Raw genomic sequence first — 21,719 nt, forward strand, 5'->3', positions numbered from 1 at the left:
CCCGGGGCGGGCGCCGGGTCTTCGGCGACCGGCCACGAGGACCGTCGGCCCGGGAGGAGAGCCGACGGCGATGTAGCGTTGGGTAGAGATGGCATGTACGCTGCGTGTCGCTGGTTGAGCGGAACGAGGGCCCGGCCGCTGCTCCGTGGGGGGAGTCGCGCCCAGGCCCGATGGCCGGCCGGGGCCCGGTCGCACTCGTGGGGGAGTCGCGGCCGGGCCCGTCGCCGGTGGGACGCCGCAAGGGCGGGTCAGACGTACCGGCGCTCGCCGGTGCCGTCGAGAGGGGACCACCACTGGTCGTAGTTGGTGGCGCCGTCGCCGAAGAAGCCGGCGTGGCCCTCGACGATCAGGCCGTCCTCCCAGCGGAAGACCTGGACGCCGCGGGCGTCGAGGACGTCGTACGGCGAGGTGCTGCCCTCCGGGGCCCCGGGGCGGACGGCGTGGACCTGGACGACGTCCATGTTCTCGTTGCCGCTGATCATCGAAGTGACCAGCTCCACCTCGAAGTTGCCGCCGGCGGCCGCGGTGAGGGCACGGCGGAAGGAGAGGAGGGCGTCCAGGCCGACGTGCCAGCCGGCCTGGAGGTGGCGGCCGGGGACGGAGAAGCGGACGTCCTCCGACCAGTACTGGGCGGCCTCGGCGCGGTCGCAGGAGATCAGGGCGAGGTAGGCCTTCTCGACCAGCTCGGGGGTCACGTCGGTCATGGGGTCGGCTCCTGTTCGTCGGTCAGCGGGCGGGTGAGCCAGCTGTGTACGGCACGGGCGGTGGGGGCGGCCTGCTCCTCGAGGAGCGAGAAGTGGTCGCCGGGGGTCTCCCGCACGGTGGCGGCGCCGGCCCAGGACGTCGCCGGGGACGTGGTGCCGGGCAGGGCGTCGGTGGCGCGCAGGAAGAGGGTGGGGGCGGCGACGGGTCCGGGGGTCCAGTTCTCGAACACCCGGAAGTAGGCGCCCATGGCGGTGAGGGAGTGCGGGTCGGCGGTCGCGTCGGCCTCCCCGCGGCGGGCGAACAGGCCGTCGGTGAAGGCGGTCGCGAGGGCGTCGTCGGTGTCGCCCTGCAGATAGGTGTCGAGCAGGACGAGGGCCCGCGGCCCGTGGCCGGACGCTTCGAGCCGGGCCGCCACCGCGTGGGCGACCCAGCCGCCGGAGGAGTAGCCGAGCAGCGCGACCGGGGCGCCGTCGGCGTACCGCAGGACGGCCTCGGCCTGGGCGGCGACGAGCGCGTCGAGGTCCGCCGGCAGCGGTTCGCCGGGCAGGAATCCGGGCTGCGGCAGCGCCACCACCTCGCGCAGGCCGCGCAGGGCCCCGGCGAACCGGGCGAACTGGTGCGGCCCCGAGTGGGCGACGACGGCGGGCAGGCAGACCAGCGCGGGCTCGGCCGGGCCGGCCGCCAGCCGGACGGGCCGGGGCGGGGCGGGCAACTCGGCGGGGGTGCGGAAGGCGGGCAGGAAGCGGGAGGCCGTGCGCAGGAGGCCGATCCCCTCCAGGGTGTGGCCGGCGCCGCGGGCCTGGTGGAAGAGGGCGGCGAGGGCGTCGGTGGCGTCGGTGGCGGCCGGGGCGGGGGCCTCGGCAGGGGCGTCGGCGGTACGGGTGGCCAGTCGGCTGCGCAGGTGCTCGACCAGGGCCGGGAGGGTGGGATGGTCGAAGGCCACGGTGGCGGCCAGGCGCAGCCCGGTGGCCGCGTCGAGGCGGTTGCGCAGTTCGACGGCGGTGAGCGAGTCGAGGCCGAGTTCGGGCAGCGTGCTGTGCTCGTCGACGACCTCGGGGGACGGGAAGCCCAGGACGGTCGCGACCTCGGTGCGCACCACGGCCGGCAGGTCCGCCGCCGTCGCCGGGGCCGGGACGCCGCGGGGCTGGCGCGGGCGTCCCGGGCCGGTGTCGGCGAGGCGGTGCGCGGGGGCGGTGCGCAGCGGGACGACGAGCGGGTCCGCGACCGCGCCGGTGAGGGCGGTGTCGAACAGGGCGAGGCCCTGCGCGGGGGTGAAGGCCTCGACGCCGCCCCGGCTGAGGCGCTCCAGCTCCCCGGCGCCCGCCATGCCGCCGCCGTCCTGGTCCCAGGGGCCCCAGGCGAGGGAGTGGGCGGGCAGCCCGAGGTGGCGCCGGTGGTGGGCGAGGGCGTCCAGGAAGGTGTTGGCGGCGGCGTAGTTGGCCTGTCCGGGGGCGCCGAGCACGCCGGCGGCGGAGGAGAACAGGACGAAGGCGGCGAGGTCGTCGCGCAGCGTCAGGTCGTGCAGGTGCCAGGCCGACCGGGCCTTGGCGTGCAGGGTGCGGACGAGCCGGTCCGGGGTGAGGGAGGCGACCACGCCGTCGTCCAGGACGCCCGCGCAGTGGACGACCGCGGTGAGCGGGTGCCCGGCCGGGACGGTGGCGAGCGCGCGCGCCAGGTCGGCGCGGTCGCCGACGTCGCAGCCGGCGACGGTGACGGTGGCGCCGGTCCGCTCCAGCTCCGCGGTGAGGGCGGTCAGCCGGGCGTCGTCGGCGCGGCGGCCGAGGAGCAGCAGGTGCCGTACGCCGTGGGCGCAGGCCAGGTGCAGGGCGACCAGTCCGCCGAGGGCGCCGGCCGCGCCGGTGATCAGCACGGTGCCGTCGGGGGCGAACCCCGGGGTGCCGGCGTAGGCGGGGCCGTCGACGGCGGCGGGCGGGTCGAGGGGCGTGAGCCGGGGGGTGCGCGGCGCGCCGTCCCGGATCGCCACCTGGGCGGCCTCGGCCGCGACGGCCGCCGGCAGCGCCTGCCAGGACGACTCGGTGCCGTCCACGTCCACCAGGGCGAAGCGGCCCGGGTGTTCGGAGGCGGCCGAGCGCAGCAGGCCCCAGAGCGGGGCGTGGGCGAGGTCGGGGACGTCCTCGGCGGGTGAGGCGGCGACGGCGCGTCGGGTGAGCACGACCAGCCGGGAGTTCTTCCACCGGGAGCCGGACAGCCAGGCCCGGACCAGGTCCAGCGCCCGGGAGACCGGGGCCGGGTCGTCGGGCCGGTGCGCGTCGAGGAACGGGACCAGCACGACGCCCTCGGCGTCGTCGGGCACGGAGTCCAGGTCGTGGGCGCGCCGGTAGGCCCCGGGCGGGGTGTCGGCCGAGCCGAGGACCGTCCAGGTGTCCGGCGCCGGGGCGCCGGGGACGGCGGTGAGCGGCTCCCAGACGAGGCGCCGCAGGGCGCTGTCGGGGACGGCGCGCGGGACGGAGACCGGACGGAGGGTCAGGGCCTCGACCGAGGCGACCGGGGCGCCGGTCGGGTCGCTCAGTTCCACGGCCACCGTGTCGCCGTCCGGGGTCAGCCGGACCCGCAGCGCCCGTGCGCCGGTGCGGTGCAGCCGGACGCCGCGCCAGGAGAAGGGCAGGACGGCCGGTGCGGCCGCGCCGTCCCGGGGCAGGCCGAGGGCGTGCAGGGCCGCGTCGTGCAGGGCCGGGTGGAGGGCGTACGGGCCGGAGGTGTCGTCGGGCAGCGCGACCTCGGCGTAGAGCTCCTCGCCGCGGCGCCAGGCGGCGCGCAGGCCCTGGAAGCCCGGACCGTACGACAGGCCGGCCTCGGCGGGGCGCCGGTACAGGTCGGCGAGGTCGGCGGGGTCGACGGGCTCCGCGCCGGCGGGCGGCCAGGGCGCGTCCCGGCCGGCCGGGGCCGGCGGGCCGGCGGGGGCCAGGGTGCCGGTGGCGTGCGGGGTCCACCGGTCCTCGGCGGCCCCGTCGCCGGCGTTGTCGGCGTCGTCGTCGGCGGTGCGGGCGAAGAGGCCGAAGGCGCGTCGGCCGGTCTCGTCCGGCGGCCGGACGGAGAGCCGCAGCGGCACCGCGGCGCGGTCCGGCACCGGGAGCGGCGCCTGGACCACCAGCTCCTCGACGGCGGGGCAGCCGAGTTCGCCGCCCGCGTGCAGGGCCAGCTCGACGAAGGCGGCGCCGGGCAGGACCGCCGTGCCGCCGATCCGGTGCTCGGCCAGCCACGGCAGGTCGTGGGCGTCCAGCGTGCCGGTGAACACCGTGCCGTCGAGGCCGGGGGCAGCGATGGCGGCGGAGAGCAGCGGGTGGTGCCGGTCGTCGCCCTGTGCCGGGCCGGCCGGCAGCCAGTACCGGAGGCGCTGGAAGGCGTACGTCGGCAGCGGTATCGGGCGGGCGCCCGAACCGGCGTGGACGGCCGCCCAGTCGACGGCGACGCCCCGCACGTGCAGTTCGGCGACGGCCGTGGTGAGCGCCCGCGGCTCCGGCGTGCCGGGGCGCAGCAGCGGGACGGAGGCGCGCTCCCGGTCGGTCAGGCAGTCCCGGACCAGGGCGGTGAGCGTGGCGCCGGGGCCGAGCTCGACGAAGGTGGTCACACCGTCGGTCTCCAGACGGTGGACGGCGTCCCGGAACCGGACCGGCTGCCGGAGTTGGCGCACCCAGTACTCGGGCGAGCACAGCTCGGCGGCGGTGGCGCTGCGGCCGGTCACGGTGGAGACGACGGGCAGCGCGGGCTCCCGGAAGGTGAGGCCCTCGGCGACCCGCCGGAATTCGTCGAGCATGCCGTCCATCCGCGGGGAGTGGAAGGCGTGGCTCACCCGCAGCCGTCGGGTGCGGTGGCCGGCGGCGGCCAGCCGGGCGAGCAGTTCCTCCAAGGCGTCGGCGTCGCCGGACAGCACCACCGAGGACGGGCCGTTGACGGCGGCGAGCGCGATCCGGTCGGTGAGCAGCGGCAGGACCTCCTCCTCCGGGGCGTCGACCGCGGCCATCGCCCCGCCGTCCGGCAGCGCCTGCATCAGCCGGCCGCGGGCGGCGACCAGGGCGGCCGCGTCGGGCAGGTCGAGGACGCCCGCCGCGTGGGCGGCCGCGAGTTCGCCGATGGAGTGGCCGGCCAGCACGTCCGGCCGTACGCCCCAGGCGGCGAGGCGGCGCAGCAGGGCCACCTGGACGGCGAACAGGGCGGGCTGGGTGTACCGCGTCCGATCCAGGAGCTCGGCGGCCGCGGTGCTGGGCTCGGCGGCGAGGACCTCGCGCAGCGGCCGGTCGAGCAGCGGGTCGAAGACCGCGCAGACCTCGTCCAGGATGCCGGCGAACTCGGCGTCGGCGGCGGCGAGTTCACGGCCCATGGCGGGGCGCTGGCTGCCCTGGCCGCTGAACAGGAAGGCCACCCGGCCGCCGTCGGCGCGCCCGGTCGGGGTGCCGGGCGCGGCGCCGTCGTCGGTGAGCCGTGCCAGGGCCGCCAGGCGGGTGTCCCGGTCGGCGCCGAGGACGGCCGCGCGGTGCGGCAGGGCGGCCCGGGTGGTGGCCAGGCTGAGGGCGAGGTCGGCGTCGGGGGTGTCGGGGTGCGTACGGAGGTGCTCCAGCAGGCGCCCGGCCTGGCCGCGCAGGGCCTGCGGGGTGCGGCCGGACAGCAGCCACGGCGCGGACACGGGGGTGACGGCCGGCGCGGGGGCCGGCTCGGTGGCCGGGGCGTCGTCCGGGGCCTGCTCCAGCACGGCGTGGGCGTTGGTGCCGCTGATGCCGAAGGAGGAGACCCCGGCCCGGCGGGGCTCTCCGGTGGCGGGCCAGGCGGTCGGCTCGGTCAGCAGCCGCATCCCGCCGGCGGACCAGTCGACGTGCGGGGTGGGTTCGTCGACGTGCAGGGTGCGGGGCAGGACGCCGTGCCGCATCGCCTGGACCATCTTGATCACGCCGCCGACCCCGGCCGCGGCCTGGGTGTGGCCGAGGTTGGACTTGAGCGAGCCGAGCCACAGCGGCCGCTCCTCGGTGTGCTCGCGGCCGTAGGTGTCGAGCAGCGCCTGGGCCTCGATCGGGTCGCCCAGGACGGTGCCGGTGCCGTGCGCCTCCACCGCGTCGACCTGGCCCGCCGTCAGTCCGGCGACGGCGAGCGCCCGGCGGATCACCCGCTGCTGGGCGGGGCCGCTGGGGGCGGTGAGGCCGTTGCTGGCGCCGTCCTGGTTGACGGCGGTGCCGCGCACCACGGCGAGCACGGGGTGGCCGTTGCGGCGGGCGTCGGAGAGCCGCTCGACCAGCAGCACGGCGACGCCCTCGGCCCAGCCGGTGCCGTCGGCGCCGGCGGCGAAGGACTTGCACCGCCCGTCCGGGGCGAGCCCGCGCTGGCGGCTGAACTCGACGAACGGGCCGGGCGTCGCCATCACGGTGGCGCCGCCGGCCAGCGCGAGCGAGCACTCGCCGGCCCGCAGCGCCTGGGCGGCCAGGTGCAGGGCGACCAGGGAGGAGGAGCAGGCGGTGTCCACGGTCACCGCGGGTCCTTCGAGGCCCAGCGTGTAGGCGACCCGGCCGGAGGCGACGCTGCCGGCCGTCCCGGCGCCGAGGTAGCCCTCCACGTCCTCGGGGGTGCGCCGCGCCCAGGAGCCGTAGTCGTGGTACATCACGCCGGTGAAGACCCCGGTGTCGCTGCCGCGCATCGCCAGCGGGTCCAGGCCGGCGCGCTCGAACACCTCCCAGGAGACCTCCAGCAGCAGCCGCTGCTGCGGGTCCATGGCGAGGGCCTCGCGCGGGCTGATGCCGAAGAACCCGGCGTCGAATTCGGCGGCGTCGGCCAGGAAGCCGCCGCGGCGGGTGTAGAAGGAGCCGCGTCGGCCGGGCTCGGGGTGGTAGAGCCCGTCGATGTCCCAGCCGCGGTCGCGGGGCATGTCACCGGTGGCGTCCCGGCCGGCCAGGACGAGGTCCCACAGCTCCTCGGGGGAGGCCACCCCGCCGGGGTAGCGGCAGGCCATGCCGACGATCGCGATCGGCTCGTCGTCGTGCCGGGCGGCGTTCGCGGCGGGCTCGGGGGCGGCCCGGTCGGCGGCGCCGAGGAGCAGGTCCCGCAGCCGTACGGCGAGGGCGCCGGGGGTGGGGTGGTCGAACACGGTGGTGGCCGGCAGCCGGAGGTCGGTGGCGGCGCCGAGACGGTTGCGCAGGTCGACGGCGGCGAGCGAGTCGAAGCCGAGCTCGGAGAACGCGCGGTCGCCGGGGACGTCCTGCGGGTTCCGGTAGCCGAGGACGGCGGCGGTCTCGGCGCGGACCAGCTCGGTCAGTTCGCGCAGCCGCTCGGCCGCGGGCAGGGCGGCGAGCCGCTGGGCGAGGCCGGTGCGGACGGGGCGCGCCGTGGCGGCCGCCCGGCGCCGGCGCCGGGGCCGGGCCAGGGCGCGCAGCAGGGCCGGCGCCGTGTCGGCGTCGAGGCCTTGCGGGTCCAGGTGGAGCGGCGCGGCCAGCGGCTCGGTGCCGGCGAGGGCGGCGTCGAACAGGGCCAGGCCCTCGGCGGTGGGGATCGGCCGCATGCCGAGGGCGGCGAGCCGGCGCCGGGAGGCGTCGTCGACGCCCGTGGCCATGCCGGAGTCGCCCTCCCACAGGCCCCAGGCGAGGGACAGGGCGGGCAGTCCGGTGGCGGCCCGGTGCTGGGCGAGGCCGTCCAGGAAGCCGTTGGCGGCGGCGTAGTTGGCCTGGCCGGGGGCACCGAGGAGGCCGGCGGCGGAGGAGAACAGGACGAAGGCGGTGAGGTCGTGGTGCCGGGTGAGTTCGTGGAGGTGCCAGGCGCCGTCGGCCTTGGGCCGCAGGACGCTGTCGAGGTGTCGGGGGGTGAGGGTGGTGAGGGTGGCGTCGTCGAGGACGCCGGCGGCGTGGATGACGGCGGTGAGGGGGTGGTCGGTGGGGACGGTGTCCAGGAGGGTGGTGAGGGCTTCGCGGTCGGCGGTGTCGCAGGCGGCGACGGTGACGTGGGCGCCGGTGGCGCGCAGGTCGGTGGCGAGTTGTTCGGCGCCGGGGGCGGTGGGGCCGCTGCGGCTGGTGAGCAGGAGGTGGCGGACGCCGTGGGTGGTGACCAGGTGGCGGGCGAGGAGTGCGCCGAGTGAGCCGGTGCCGCCGGTGATCAGCACGGTGCCCTCCGGATCCAGCCCGGGGGCGGGCCGGTCGGCGGCGGGGGCGGGGGCCAGCCGGGGGATCAGCGGGCGCCCCCGGCGCAGGGCGACGCTCGGCTCCTCCGGGCCGAGCGCCCGGGGGAGGTCCGCGGGCCAGTCGTCCGGTGCGTCGGTGTCCACGAGGACGATCCGGCCCGGGTGCTCCGACTGGGCGGAGCGCAGCAGGCCCCGGTCGGCGGCGCGCGGCAGGTCGCGGACGTCCTCGTCGGGGCCGACGGCCACGGCGCCGCTGGTGACGACGACGAGGCGGGTGTCGGCGAACCGGTCGTCGGCGAGCCAGGCCTGGACGAGGCCGAGGGTCCGGGCGGTGGACTCGGCGGCCGCGCGGTCGGGGCGCGGCGCGGTCGGGGCGTCGAGGAGCGGGAGCACCAGGGTGTCGGGCGGCGGCGCGGTGGAGCCGAGGGCGTCGGTGAGCAGTCCGGTGCGGCCCGGCGCCGCGAGGGCGTGCGGTGCCTGCGGATCGGTCCAGACCAGGTGGAGCAGCGGCTCGCGGGCGGTGCTGCCGGTGCTGGCGAGCCGGCCGGCGGGCCGCAGCAGCAGCGACTCCACGGTGAGGACGGGGCGGCCGGAGGTGTCGGTGGCCTCCAGGGCGACCGCGCCAGGCCCGGCGGGGGCGAGCCGGACCCGCAGGGCGGTGGCGCCGACGCCGTGCAGGGCGACGCCGTGCCAGTCGAACGGCAGGCTCGCGCTCTCCGGGGCGCCGGGGAGCGCGCCGAGGCCCAGGGCGTGAAGCGCGGCGTCGAGGAGGGCGGGGTGCAGCCCGAACGCGCCGGCCGCGCCGTCCTGTTCGGCGTCCAGGGCGACCTCGGCGAACAGCTCCCCCTCGCCCCGCCAGACGGCCCGAAGCCCCTGGAAGGCCGGGCCGTAGTGCAGGCCCTCGGCGGCGAGGCGCTCGTACAGGCCGTCCGGGTCGAGGGCTTCGGCGCCGGCCGGGGGCCAGGCGGTGAGCGGGGGCCGGGTGGACGGGGAACCGGCCGACAGCAACCCGGAGGCGTGCCTGGTCCAGGGCCGCCCGGGCAGGGCGTCCTCCTCGCGGGCGTACACCTCGACCGCGCGGCGGCCGGTGCCGTCGGGCGCGCCGAGGCGGATCTGCAGGGTCACCGCGCCCTGCGCCGGGACGACCAGCGGTGCGGTGAGGGTGAGTTCGTCGAGGTGGTCGCAGTCCGCCTGTTCGCCGGCCCGCAGGGCGAGTTCGACGAAGGCGGTGCCGGGCAGCAGCACGGCGTCACCGACGCGGTGGTCGGCCAGCCACGGCTGGGTCCGCAGGTCCAGCCGTCCGGTGAACAGGAACTCCTCGGAGTCGGCGACGACGATGCTGGCGCCGAGCAGCGGGTGGTCGGGGAAGCCGAGCCCGGCCGGGGTGACGTCGAGCCGGCTCCCGGCCGGGGCCTCCAGCCAGTGCCGCTCCCGCTGGAAGGCGTAGGTCGGCAGCTCGACCCGGCGGCCGCCGCTGCTCCCGTGGCCGCTGCTCCCGTGGTAGGCCGCCCGGTCGATGGCGGTGCCGCGCGCGTGCAGCCGGCCGAGGGCGGTGGCGGCCTCGGCGGCCTGGTCGCGGTCCGCGCGTTGGGCGGCGACGGCGGCGGAGCCGGCCTCGGTGAAGCAGGCCTCGGCCATGGGCGTGAGGGCGGCCTCCGGGCCGAGTTCCAGGAAGGTACGGGTGCCCTGGGCCTCCAGGTGCCGGACGGCGTCGGCGAACCGGACGGCCTGGCGCGCGTTGCGCACCCAGTACTCGGCGGTCCGCAGTTCGTCCCCGGCGGGTTCGCCCGTGACGGTGGAGACGAAGCCGATCCGGGGCGGCCGCAGCTCCAGTCCGGCGGCGATCTGCCGGAACTCGGCCAGCATCGGGTCCACCCGGGCCGAATGGGAGGCGTAACTGACGTTCAGCCGGCGGGTCTTGCGGCCGAGGGCGGCGAAGTGCGCGGCAAGCGCCAGGACGGGCTGTTCGTCGCCGGAGAGGACCACCGCGTCCGGGCTGTTGATCGCGGCGATCTCGGCGCCGGCGGTCAGCAGCGGGCGGACCTCCGCCTCGGCGGCGGCGACCGCGACCATCGCCCCGCCCGGGGCCAGCGCCTGGGTGAGCCGGCCACGGGCGGCGACCAGGGCGGCCGCGTCCGGCAGGTCGAGGACGCCCGCGACGTGGGCGGCCGCGAGTTCGCCGCCCGAGTGGCCGAGGACGTGGTCGGGCCGTACGCCCCAGGAGGCGAACAGCCGGAACAGCGCCACCTCGACGGCGAACAGCGCGGGTTGGGCGTACGCCTGGCCGGTGAGCGGCGGGGTGCCGCCGGTCGAGGAGCCGAAGACCGCCGGGCGCAGGGGGGACGGCAGGTGCCGGTCCAGCTCGGCGCAGACGGCGTCGAAGGCGTCCGCGAAGGCCGGGAAGGCGGCGTACAACTCCCGCCCCATGCCAGGGCGTTGGCTTCCCCCGCCGGTGAACATGACGGCCAGGCCGCCGGTGCCGGCGCGCTCGTGCAGCACGCCGGCGGTGGGACGCCCGGCGGCGAAGGCGTCCAGCTCGGGCAGCAGGGACTCCCGCTCGCGGCCGACCAGGACGGCGCGGTGCTCCAGCGCGGTGCGGGTGGTGAGCAGGGCGTGGCCGACGTCGGCCGGGTCCGGCGCGGGACCGCGGCGCAGGTGGGCGGCGAGTCGGCCGGCCTGGGCGCGCAGCGCGGGCTCGGTGGCGGCGCTCAGCGTCCACAGCGCGGCGGGCGCGGCGCTCGCCCCGGCGGCGGTGCCGTCGGCGGCGGGGAGGTCGGCGGCGGGGCGACTGTCCGCGGGGAGGTCGGCGGCAGGCGCGGGCGGCTCCTCGATGACGGCGTGCGCGTTGGTGCCGCTGAACCCGAAGGAGGAGACCCCGGCGCGGCGCGGGGTCTCCCGGCGGGGCCACGGCTGCGGCTCGGTGAGCAGTTCCACGGCGCCCGCGGACCAGTCGACGTGCGGGGTGGGTTCGTCGACGTGCAGGGTGCGGGGGAGTTCGCCGTGGTGCAGGGCGAGGACCACCTTCATGATCCCGCCGACGCCGGCCGCGGCCTGGGTGTGGCCGAGGTTGGACTTGAGCGAGCCGAGCCGCAGCGGGCGGTCGGCGGGGCGGCCCTGGCCGTAGACGGCGAGCAGGGCCTGGGCCTCGATCGGGTCGCCGAGCTTGGTGCCGGTGCCGTGCGCCTCGACCGCGTCGACGTCGGAGGGGGCGAGGCCGGCGTCGGCGAGCGCCTGCCGGATCACCCGCTGCTGGGACGGGCCGTTGGGGGCGGTGAGGCCGTTGCTGGCGCCGTCCTGGTTGACGGCGGTGCCGCGCACCACGGCGAGCACGGGGTGGCCGTTGCGGCGGGCGTCCGAGAGCTTCTCCAGCAGGAGCATGCCGACGCCCTCGGCCCAGCCGGTGCCGTCGGCCGCGGCGGCGAAGGACTTGCAGCGGCCGTCCGAGGACAGGCCCTCCTGGCGGCTGAAGTCGACGAACGGCAGGGGCGAGGCCATCACGGTGGCGCCGCCGGCCAGCGCGAGCGTGCACTCGCCGCCGCGCAGGGCCTGGGTGGCCAGGTGGAGGGCGACCAGGGAGGAGGAGCAGGCGGTGTCGATGGTGACGGCCGGGCCCTCCAGGCCGAAGGTGTACGCGATCCGGCCGGAGGCGATGCTGCCCGAGGTGCCGGTGCCGAGGTAGCCCATGACGTCCTCGGGCAGCTCGCGGAGCCGGGCCGCGTAGTCGTGGTACATGATCCCGGCGTAGACGCCGGTGCGGCTGCCGCGCAGGGTGGCCGGGTCGATGCCGGCGTGCTCGAAGGCCTCCCAGGAGGTCTCCAGCAGCAGTCGCTGCTGGGGGTCCATCGCGGTCGCCTCGCGCGGGCTGATGCCGAACGGCGCGGGGTCGAAGTCGGCGACGTCGTAGAGGAATCCGCCCGCGTGCGCGGTGCTGGTGCCGGCCGCGTCGTCCGGTCCGCGCAGGGCGTCGAGGTCCCAGTCGCGGTCGGTGGGGAAGGCGGAGACGGCGTCCCGGCCCCCGTCGACGAGCTGCCAGAGCTCCTCGGGCGTGCGGACGCCGCCCGGGTAGCGGCAGGCCATGCCGACGATCGCGATGGGCTCGTGGGCCGCCTCCTCGTTCTCGCGCAGCCGCCTGCGGGTCTGCCGCAGCTCGGCGGTGAGCCGCTTGAGCGAGTCCAGGACCTTCTCGTCGGTGCCCGTCATCAGGCGTCCCCCAGTTCGTCGTCGATGATGGCGAGCAGTTCGTCGATGCCGGCGGCGTCGAGGTCGTCCCCGTCGCCGTCCGGGTCCCCGCCGGGTTCGGTGGCGGCCCGGTCCCGGTCGGCGGCGGCCTGCTCCAGGGCGGCGAGCAGGGCCTTGAGCCGCAGCCGGACCTGCTCGGCGTTCTCCGGGTCCCCGGCGAGGTCCGGGACGGACTCGCGCAGCCGGTCGAGGTCCGCGAGGGCGGCGTCGGCGGGGCTCGGTGCGGCGGGGACGAGGACGTCCCTGAGGTGCGCGGCGAGCCCGGCGGGCGTCGGGTGGTCGAAGACCGCGGTGGCGGGCAGGCGCACGCCGGTGGCGGCGTCGAGCCGGCCGCGGATCTCCACGGCGGCGAGCGAGTCCAGGCCGGACTCGGTGAACGGCCGGTCCGGGGCGACGGCGCGGGGCGAGCTGTGGCCGAGCACCGTCGCGGTCTGGGTGAGCACGAGGTCGAGCAGCAGGCTCTCGCGCTCGGCGTCGTCCAGCGGGAGCAGCCGCTCGGCGAGCGAGGCGGCGTCCTGCCGGGCGGGGGCGCCGGAGGGGGCGGTACGGGCGCGGGTGGGGCGCACCAGGCCGCGCAGGACCGGCGGGAAGTCCGGGTCACCGCCGCGGGTCTGGAGCAGCGGCAGGTCGAACCGGGCCGGGACGAGCAGGGGTTCGGGCCGGCCGAGGGCGGCGTCGAACAGCGCCAGGCCGGTGGCGGAGGCGATCGCCCCGAACCCGGAGCGGACGATGCGGCCGCGTTCGGCCTCGGTCAGGCCGCCCGCCATGCCGTCGTCGGTCTGGTCCCACAGGCCCCAGGCGAGGGACACGGCGGGCAGTCCGGCGGCGGCCCGGTGCTGGGCGAGGCCGTCCAGGAAGCCGTTGGCGGCGGCGTAGGCGCCCTGGCCGGCGGAGCCGAGGACCCCCGACGCGGAGGAGAACAGGACGAAGGCGGTGAGGTCGTGGTGCCGGGTGAGTTCGTGGAGGTGCCAGGCGCCGTCGGCCTTGGGGCGCAGGGTGTGGTGGAGGTGTCGGGGGGTGAGGGTGGTGAGGGTGGCGTCGTCGAGGACGCCGGCGGCGTGGATGACGGCGGTGAGGGGGTGGTCGGTGGGGACGGTGGCGAGGAGGGTGGTGAGGGCTTCGCGGTCGGCGGTGTCGCAGGCGGTGATGGTGACGTGGGCGCCGGTGGCGCGCAGGTCGGTGGCGAGTTGTTGGGCGCCTGGGGCGGTGGGGCCGCTGCGGCTGGTGAGCAGGAGGTGGCGGACGCCGTGGGTGGTGACCAGGTGGCGGGCGAGGAGTGCGCCGAGTGAGCCGGTGCCGCCGGTGATCAGCACGGTGCCCTCCGGATCCAGCCCGGCGGGCTCGCTGCGGGCGTCCGTCCTGGCGAGCCGGGGGAGCAGCAAGGCGCCGTCCCGCAGGGCCAGTTGGGACTCGCCGCCGGCGAGGGCGGCGGGCAGGGCTTGCCAGGAGGCGTCCTCGCCGTCGAGGTCCGCCAGCACGATCCGGTCGGGGTACTCCGCCTGGGCGGCGCGGGCCAGACCCCAGACGGCGGACTGCGCCGGATCGACGGGCCGCGGCGGTGCGGCCGGCGCCCCGGCCGGGGCGCAGTCGGCGGCGTTCCGGGTGAGCAGGGCCAGCCGGCCCCGGGCGGAACCGCCGTCGGCCAGCCAGGAGCGGACCACGGCGAGCGCCCGCTCCACCGCTGCCAGGGCGGCGGCCGGGCCGGCGGTCGCGTCGACCGTGACCGGGACGAGGGCGACCTCGGCGTCCCCGCCGGCGGGGAGCGCGGCGAGCGGTGCCGGCGCGGGGCCGTCGCCGAGCCAGCGGAGCGTGACCGGCTCCGCCGCGCCGGAAGCGCCCGGCACCCAGTCGATCCGGTACAGCGCCCCCGCCGCCTCGGCCTGCCGGGCGTCGAGGTCCCGCGCGTCCGCCCGCCGGGCGGCCAGCCGTTCGACGTCCACCACCGGCTCGCCCCGGTCGTCGGCGATCGCCATGGTGACGGCCCCCGGCCCGGCCGGCGCGATCCGCACCCGCAGCCGGTCGGCGCCGGTGGAGTGCACCCGCACGCCCGACCAGGAGAACGGCACCGCCGCCCCCGAGTCGGAGCCCAGGCCGTCCATCGCGGCCGGGTGCTGGGCGGCGTCCCACAGCGCGGGGTGCAGGGCGAAGGCCTGCGGGTCGGCGCCGTCCGGCAGCGCCGCCTCGGCGAACAGGGTGTCGCCGTCGCGCCAGGCGGCGCGCACGCCCCGGAACAGCGGGCCGTACGCCACCCCCTGGGCGGCGAAGGCCTCGTAGAGGCCGTCCACGGGGACGGGCTCGGCTCCGGCGGGCGGCCAGGCGCGCAGGTCGTGGCCCACCGGGGCCGGCTCGTCGTCGGCCAGGACGCCGCTCGCGTGCAGGGTCCACGGCGCCGCGCCGGTGGTGTCCCGCGGGCGCGCGTAGAGCCGCAGGGCGCGGCTTCCGGCGCTGTCGGAGGGGTCGGACTCCTCGACCAGCAGCTGGAGTTCGGCCTCCTCCTCCGGCCCGAGGACGAGCGGCGCGTGCAGGGTCAGCTCCCGTACCCGGGTGCGGCCCGCGGCCTCGGCGGCCTGCGCGGCCAGCTCGACGTACAGGGTGCCGGGCACGACGGTGGAGTCGAACAGCCGGTGCTCGGCGAGCCAGGGCGCGGTCTCCGGGGAGAGCCGGCCGGTGCCCACCAGGCGGTCGCTGTCGCCCAGCGGCACCAGGGCGTCGAGCACCGGGTGCCCGTCGCCGCCCGGACCGCGCCGGGAGGTGAAGCCGCGCTGCGGCCAGTAGCGGCTGCGCTGGAAGGCGTAGGTGGGAAGCTCCACCGCGCGCGCCCCGCGCCCGGCGAACACCGCCCGCCAGTCCACCGGGACGCCCTGGACGTGCAGTTCGGCGGCGGCGAACAGCAGCGCGGCCTCCGGCGGCCGGTTGCGGCGCTGCGCCGCGACGACGACGCCCTGCCCGGCCAGGCTGTCGGCGGCCATCGAGCTGAGCGCGCCCTGCGGCCCCACCTCGACGAACAGTTCGGCGCCCGCCCCGGCCAGGCCGCGCACGGCGTCGTGGAAGAGCACCGCGTCCCGGACGTGGCGGACCCAGTGCTCGGCCGCGGCCGGTTCCTCGGCGGTCACCGGCCGCCCGGTGAGGGCAGAGACCAGCGCGACGCGCGGGGCGTGGTACGTCAGCTTCCGCGCGACCCGCTCGAACTCGGCGAGCATCGGGTCCATCAGCGGGGAGTGGAAGGCGTGGCTGACCCGCAGCCAGGACACCCGGCGCCCGCGTCCGCGCAGCTCGTCGACCACCTCGGCGACCGCCGCGCGCTCGCCGGACAGGACGCTCGCCCGGGGGCCGTTGACCGCGGCGACCGCGACCACGCCCGCCCGGCCGGCGAGCAGGTCGGCGAGTTCGGCCGGCGTCGCCTCGACCGCGGCCATCGCGCCGCCGGCCGGCAGCGCCTGCATCAACCGGCCCCGCGCGGCGACCAGTTCGGCCGCGTCGGCGAGCGAGAGGACGCCCGCCACGTGCGCGGCCGCGAGCTCCCCGACCGAGTGCCCGGCCAGCAGGTCCGGGACGACGCCCCAGGACTCCAGCAGCCGGAACAGAGCCACCTCGAAGGCGAACAGCGCGGGCTGGGCGTACTCCGTCCGGTCGATCAGCTCCTCGGCCCGCGCGTCCCCGGGCTCGGCCAGGACGACCTCGCGCAGCGGGCGCTCGGCCCGGGCGTCCAGGTGCGGTTCGAGGGCGGCGCACGCTGCGTCGAAGGCGTCGGCGAAGACCGGGTACCCGCGGTGCAGTTCGCGCCCCATGCCGGCGGCCTGGCTGCCCTGCCCGGAGAACAGGAACGCCGTCCGGCGGCCCTCCCCGGCCTGCCCGAGCACCACCCCGGCGGCGTCCCGGCCCTCGTACAGCGCGGTGAGCGCGGCCAGCGCCCGCGGGCCGTCCTCGGCCAGGACGACGGCGCGGTGCCGCAGGGCGGCGCGGGTGGTGGCGAGCGACCAGGCCACGTCCAGCGGGCGGGCGTCCGGGCGGGCCGCCAGGTGCTCGGCCAGCCGCAGCGCCTGGCCGCGCAGCGCCTCGGGGCTCCGGGCGGACAGCGTCCAGGGCACCACCCGGTCGTCCGGGGCGGCGGGCGGGGTCTGCGGCTCGACGGCCGGCGGCTCCTCGATGACGACGTGCGCGTTGGTGCCGCTGATCCCGAAGGAGGACACCCCGCCGCGCCGGGGGCGGCCGGTGCGCGGCCACGCCCGGGCCTCGTCGAGCAGCCGCACCGCCCCGCTCGACCAGTCGACGTGCGGGGTCGGCTCGGTCAGGTGCAGGGTCTTCGGCAGCCGCTCGTGCCGCAGCGCCTCGACCAGCTTGATGATGCCCGCGAGGCCCGAAGCGGCCTGGGTGTGGCCGAGGTTGGACTTCAGCGAGCCCAGCAGCAGCGGCCGGTCGGCGGCCCGCCGCGCGCCGTACGTGGCGAGCAGCGCCTGGGCCTCGATCGGGTCGCCGAGCTTGGTGCCGGTGCCGTGCGCCTCCACCGCGTCCACGTCGTCGGGGGTCAGCCCGGCGTCGGCGAGGGCACGGCGGATCACCCGCTCCTGGGCCGGGCCGTTGGGCGCGGTCAGGCCGTTGCTGGCGCCGTCGGAGTTGATGGCGGAGCCGCGCACCACGCCGAGCACCCGGTGGCCCTTGCGCCGGGCGTCGGACAGCCGCTCGACCACCAGGACGGCCACGCCCTCGCTCCAGCTGGTGCCGTCCGCGTCGGCGGAGAAGGAGCGGCAGCGGCCGCTCGGGGAGAGCACCCGCTGCCGGTTGAACTCGGTGAACAGCAGCGGACTGGTCATCAGGGTGACGCCGCCCACCAGCGCCAGGTCGCAGTCGCCGCGCCGCAGGGCCTGGCCGGCCCAGTGCAGTGCCACCAGGGAGGAGGAGCAGGCGGTGTCGACGGTGACCGCCGGTCCGCCGAACCCGAAGGCGTACGCCAGCCGGCCGGACAGCACGCTGGCGGTGTTGCCCGTCCCGATGTACCCCTCCAGGTCGTCCTTGCCGGTGGCCAGCACCCGGGGGTAGTCCTGGCCGTTGGTGCCGACGAACACGCCGACCGGCCCTTCGGCGGCCGTCGCCACCGGGTCGATGCCGCCGCGCTCGAACGCCTCCCAGGAGGTCTCCAGCAGCAGGCGCTGCTGCGGGTCCATGGCGAGGGCCTCGCGCGGGGAGATCCCGAAGAAGGCCGCGTCGAAGTCGGCGACGGTGTCGATGAAGCCGCCCTGGCGGGCGTAGGTGGTGCCGGGCCGGTCGGGGTCGGGGTGGTAGAGGCCGGCGAAGTCCCAGCCGCGGTCGGCGGGGAAGTCGCCGATGACGTCCGCCCCGGTGTCCAGGACCTCCCAGAGCTGTTCCGGGGAGCGGACGTCGCCGGGGAAGCGGCAGGCCATCGCGACGATCGCGAGCGGTTCGGCGGGATCGCCGGCGGGCCTCGGCGGGGTGTCGGCGCCCTCGTCGTCCCGTGCGCCGGTGAGGGCGAGGACGTGGTCGACGACGGCCCGGGGGGTGGGGTGGTCGAACACCAGGGTCGCGGTGAGCCGCAGGCCGGTCGCCGCGCCGAGCCGGTTGCGCAGCTGGACGGCGGTGAGCGAGTCGAGCCCGAGCTCCTGGAAGCGCTGGTCGGTGCCGATCGCCCGGGCGTCGGCGTGGCCGAGCACGGCGGCGATCTCGGTGCGGACGAGGTCGAGCAGGAACTCCCGGCGGGCGGCGGGCTCCAGGGCCCCCAGCGCGGTCCCGGGGGCCGGGGCGGGGACGGGACGGTCGGGTCGCGAGGAGGACCGCAGCGTGAGCACCGCCTGGCCCGCGTGCCGGGCCCGGCCCAGGTGCTCGAACGCCTCGGCGGCCCGCTCGACGTCCCAGGCGGGGACGGCCGGCGGGGGCAGCGTGCCGTCCGCGAACAGGGCGGCCAGCTCGCCGAGGACGGCCCGCAGGCGGTCCGGACCGGCGTCCGCGAGGTCGGCGACCAGGTACCGCACGCCCGGGTGGTCGGCGGCGACCCGCCCGGCGTCGCGCCGGTCGGTGCGTCCGGTCTCCACGAAGCGGCCGCCGTGCGGCAGCAGCCGCAGCGAGGCGTCGGTGGACTCCCCGGCGAGGCAGTTCAGCACGACGTCGGCGCCGCGTCCGCCGGTGGCGGCGAGCAGCTCCGGCGCGAAGCCGGGATCGGTCGAGGAGGCGAGGTGCTCCCGGGGCAGGCCCAGCGCCAGCAGTGCCTCCCGGTGCTCGGGAAGGTCGGTGGCGAGGACGTTCGCCCCCAGGTGGCGGGCCAGGTGGACGGCGGCCAGTCCGGCGCCGCCGCTCGCGGCGTGCACCAGGACGGTCTCGCCGGGCCGGAGCCCGGCGAGTCCGACCAGGGCGTGGTGCGCGGTCAGGTGGGCGAGCGGCGCGGCGGCGCCCTGCTCGAAGGTCCAGCCGGCCGGGAGGGCGCAGGACAGCCGGTGGTCGGTGACCGCGACCGGGCCGGCCGCTCCGTCCGGGAACAGGCCCATCACCCGGTCGCCCGGGGCGAGCCCGCCGACCTCGGCGCCGACCTCCAGGACCACGCCCGCCGCCTCCAGCCCCAGCCCGCCGCCGGTGTCGCCGTGCAGGGCCAGGCCGAGGCCGACCAGGACGTCCCCGAAGTGCAGGCCGACGGCGCGGACGGCGACCCTGACCTCGCCCGGTCCGAGCGGGCGGTCCGCCTCGGCGGACGGCACCGGGGCGAGGGTGGCGAGGTCGCCGGGCTCGGTGACGGCGAGCCGCCAGGCCGCCCCGGGCCCGCCGGGCGCCCGGGCGCCGGACGACTCGGCGGCCGGGGTGGGTCCGTCGGCCGGGGTGGGCTCGTCGGCGGCCAGCCAGTAGCGGCTGCGCCGGAAGGCGTAGGTGGGCAGGCCGACGCTCCGGGCCGGGCCGAAGTAGCGGTCGGCGTCCAGCCGGGCGCCGCCCGCCACCGCCTCGGCGACCGCGTCGGCGAACCGGTCCGGGGTCCCGTGGTCGCGGTGCAGCGAGCCGACGACGACGGCCTCGGTGCCGGCCTCCTCGACGGTCTCCTGAAGGGCCTGGGTGAGCACGGGGTGCGGACCGCACTCGATGAACAGGTCGAAGCCGTCCGCCAGCATGGCGCGGGTGGCCCGCTCGAACTCCACCGGCTGCCGCAGGCTGCGGTACCAGAACCCGGCGTCCTGGGCGCCCGGTTCGAGCAGCCCGCCGGTGGCCGGCGAGTACATCGGGAGCCTCGGCTGATGTGGCATCACCGTGCCGAGCAGGGCGGTCAGTTCTTCCCGGACGGACTCCACCTGCGGAGTGTGCGAGGCGTAGTCCAGCGGGATCCGCCGGGCCCAGACGCCCTCCGCCTCGCAGCGCGCCCGCAGCTCCTCCACCGCCCGGTTCCGGCCCGCGACCACCACCGAGCGCGGGCCGTTGACCGCCGCGACGGTCAACTCGCCCTGCCATTCGGCCAGTTGCTCGCGGATCCGGGCGGGCGTGGCGGACACCGCGAGCATCCCGCCGTCGAGCCGGCCGAGCGACACCAGGGCCCGGGCGCGCAGCGCCACCACCCGGGCCGCGTCCGGCAGCGACAGCGCGCCGCTGACGGCGGCGGCCGCGATCTCGCCCTGGGAGTGGCCCAGCACCCCGGACACCTCGACGCCGCAGGACTCCCAGAGCGCGGCCAGCGACACCGTCACCGCCCAGAGCGCGGGTTGGGCGACGTCGGTGCGCTCCGGCCGCGGCGCGCCCGGTGCGCCGCGCAGGACGTCGGTCAGCGACCAGTCCACGTGCGGGCGAAGCGCCTCGGCGCACTCCGCCAGGCGGCGGGCGAACGCGGGGGAGGAGTCGAGCAGTTCGGCGGCCATGCCGGCCCACTGGCTGCCGGCGCCGGGGAAGACCAGGGCGGCCCGGCCGGAGCCGGCGAGCGACCGGGCGACCCTGGCGGCGGTCGTGCCCGGGGCCGTGCCGGTCGCCAACGCGTCCAGTCCGGCGAGGAGTTCGGCGCGGTCCCGGCCGGTCACGGCGGCCCGGTGGGGGAAGGCCGTCCGGGTGCGCAGCAGCGACCAGCCGACGCCTGCGGGGTCCAGCTCCGGCTCGGCGCGCAGGTGGGCGGCCAGCCGCTCGGCCTGGGCGGGCAGGGCCTCGGCGCTGCGGGCGGACAGCAGCCACAGCGGCGGGAGGCCGGAGGGTTCGGCGGCGGGTACGGGCGGCCGCTCGGGAGCGGCCTCCTCGGCGGGGGCGTCCGGGGCCTGTTCGAGCAGGACGTGCGCGTTGGTGCCGCTGATGCCGAAGGCGGAGACGCCCGCCCGGCGCGGCTCGCCGGAGTCGGGCCAGGGGCGGGCCTCGGTGAGCAGTTCCAGCGGGCCGTCCGACCAGTCCACGTGCGGCGACGGCCGGTCGGCGTGCAGGGTGCGCGGCAGGACGCCGTGGCGCATCGCCATCACCGTCTTGATCACCCCGGCGACGCCCGCCGCGGCCTGGGTGTGGCCGAGGTTGGACTTGAGCGAGCCCAGCCAGAGCGGCCGGTCGGCGGCCCGGCCCTCCCGGAACACCGCCTGCAGCGCCTGGGCCTCGATCGGGTCGCCGAGGGTGGTGCCGGTGCCGTGCGCCTCGACGGCGTCGATCTGGGCGGGCAACAGCCGGGCGTTGTCCAGCGCCTGGCGGATGACGCGCTGCTGGGCGGGCCCGTTGGGCGCGGTCAGCGCGCCGCTGGCGCCGTCCTGGTTGACGGCGCTGCCACGGATCACGGCGAGCACGGGGTGGCCGTTGGCACGGGCGACGGACAGCCGTTCGAGCAGCAGCAGCGCGGCGCCCTCCGACCAGCCGGTACCGTCCGCGTCCGCGCCGAAGGCCTTGCAGCGGCCGTCCGGTGCCAGGCCGCGCTGGCGGCTGAAGCCGACGAAGGTGGCCGGCGTCGCCATCAGCGACACCCCGCCGGCCAGGGCGAGGTCGCAGTCGCCCTGGCGCAGCGCCTGGGTGGCCAGGTGGAGGGCGACCAGGGAGGAGGAGCAGGCGGTGTCGATGGTGACGGCCGGGCCCTCCAGGCCGAAGGTGTACGCGATCCGGCCGGAGGCGACGCTGCCCGCGCTGCCGGTGCCGAGGTACCCCTCGGTGTCCTCGTCCGGCCGGCGGACGCGGCTGCCGTAGTCGTTGTACATCACCCCGGCGAAGACGCCGGTCCGGCTGCCGCGCAGCCGCTCGGCGGGCAGCCCGGCCCGCTCGAAGGCCTCCCAGGCGACCTCCAGCAGCAGGCGCTGCTGCGGGTCCGTGGCCAGGGCCTCGCGCGGGCTGATCCCGAAGAAGGCGGGGTCGAAGTCGGCGTAGCCGTCGACGAATCCGCCGTGCCGGGTGGTGGAGGTGCCGGCGTGGTCCGGATCCGGGTGGTAGAGCGCGTCGAGGTCCCAGCCCCGGTCGGTGGGGAAGCCGGAGACGGCGTCGGTGCCGTCGGCCACCAGTCGCCACAGCTCCTCGGGCGAGTGGACGCCGCCCGGCAGTCTGCAGCTCATCGCCACGACGGCGATCGGCTCGTGGGCCGCCTCCTCGATCTCGTCCAGGCGCCGGCGGGTCTGCTGCAGGTCGCCGGCCATCCATCGGAGGTAGTCGACGAGCTTCTCGTCCTTCTCGTCGTCGGCCATCGGAACCTCACTCGTCGTCATGTCGCGGGGAACGGGTCGGGCGTGCCGGCCCGGGG

At 78.0% G+C, this 21,719-nt stretch carries 3 protein-coding genes; all 3 read right to left on the bottom strand.

Annotated features, from left to right (window positions below; translation table 11 throughout):
- Positions 1-248: 248 nt before the first annotated feature.
- The 3 genes from ACGF13_RS34425 to ACGF13_RS34435 are packed head-to-tail and all read right to left on the bottom strand — an operon-like array spanning position 249 to position 21,663.
- Positions 249-704 carry a nuclear transport factor 2 family protein gene (locus tag ACGF13_RS34425; RefSeq protein WP_392882948.1) on the bottom strand — a complete coding sequence of 152 codons (456 nt, stop codon included), beginning with the start codon at positions 702-704 and terminating at the stop codon, positions 249-251.
- On the bottom strand, positions 701-12,016 hold the full coding sequence (locus ACGF13_RS34430; RefSeq protein ID WP_392882951.1) for an SDR family NAD(P)-dependent oxidoreductase: 11,316 nt from the start codon (positions 12,014-12,016) through the stop codon (positions 701-703). The genes ACGF13_RS34425 and ACGF13_RS34430 overlap by 4 nt, the downstream gene beginning before the upstream one ends.
- Positions 12,016-21,663 (bottom strand): type I polyketide synthase, encoded by a 9,648-nt coding sequence (locus tag ACGF13_RS34435; RefSeq protein WP_392882953.1) that lies wholly within the window; start codon positions 21,661-21,663, stop codon positions 12,016-12,018. The genes ACGF13_RS34430 and ACGF13_RS34435 overlap by 1 nt, the downstream gene beginning before the upstream one ends.
- Between the last annotated feature and the right edge of the window lie 56 nt (positions 21,664-21,719).

The sequence above is a fragment of the Kitasatospora sp. NPDC048286 genome (assembly GCF_043201735.1).
In the GTDB taxonomy this organism is placed as follows: domain Bacteria; phylum Actinomycetota; class Actinomycetes; order Streptomycetales; family Streptomycetaceae; genus Kitasatospora.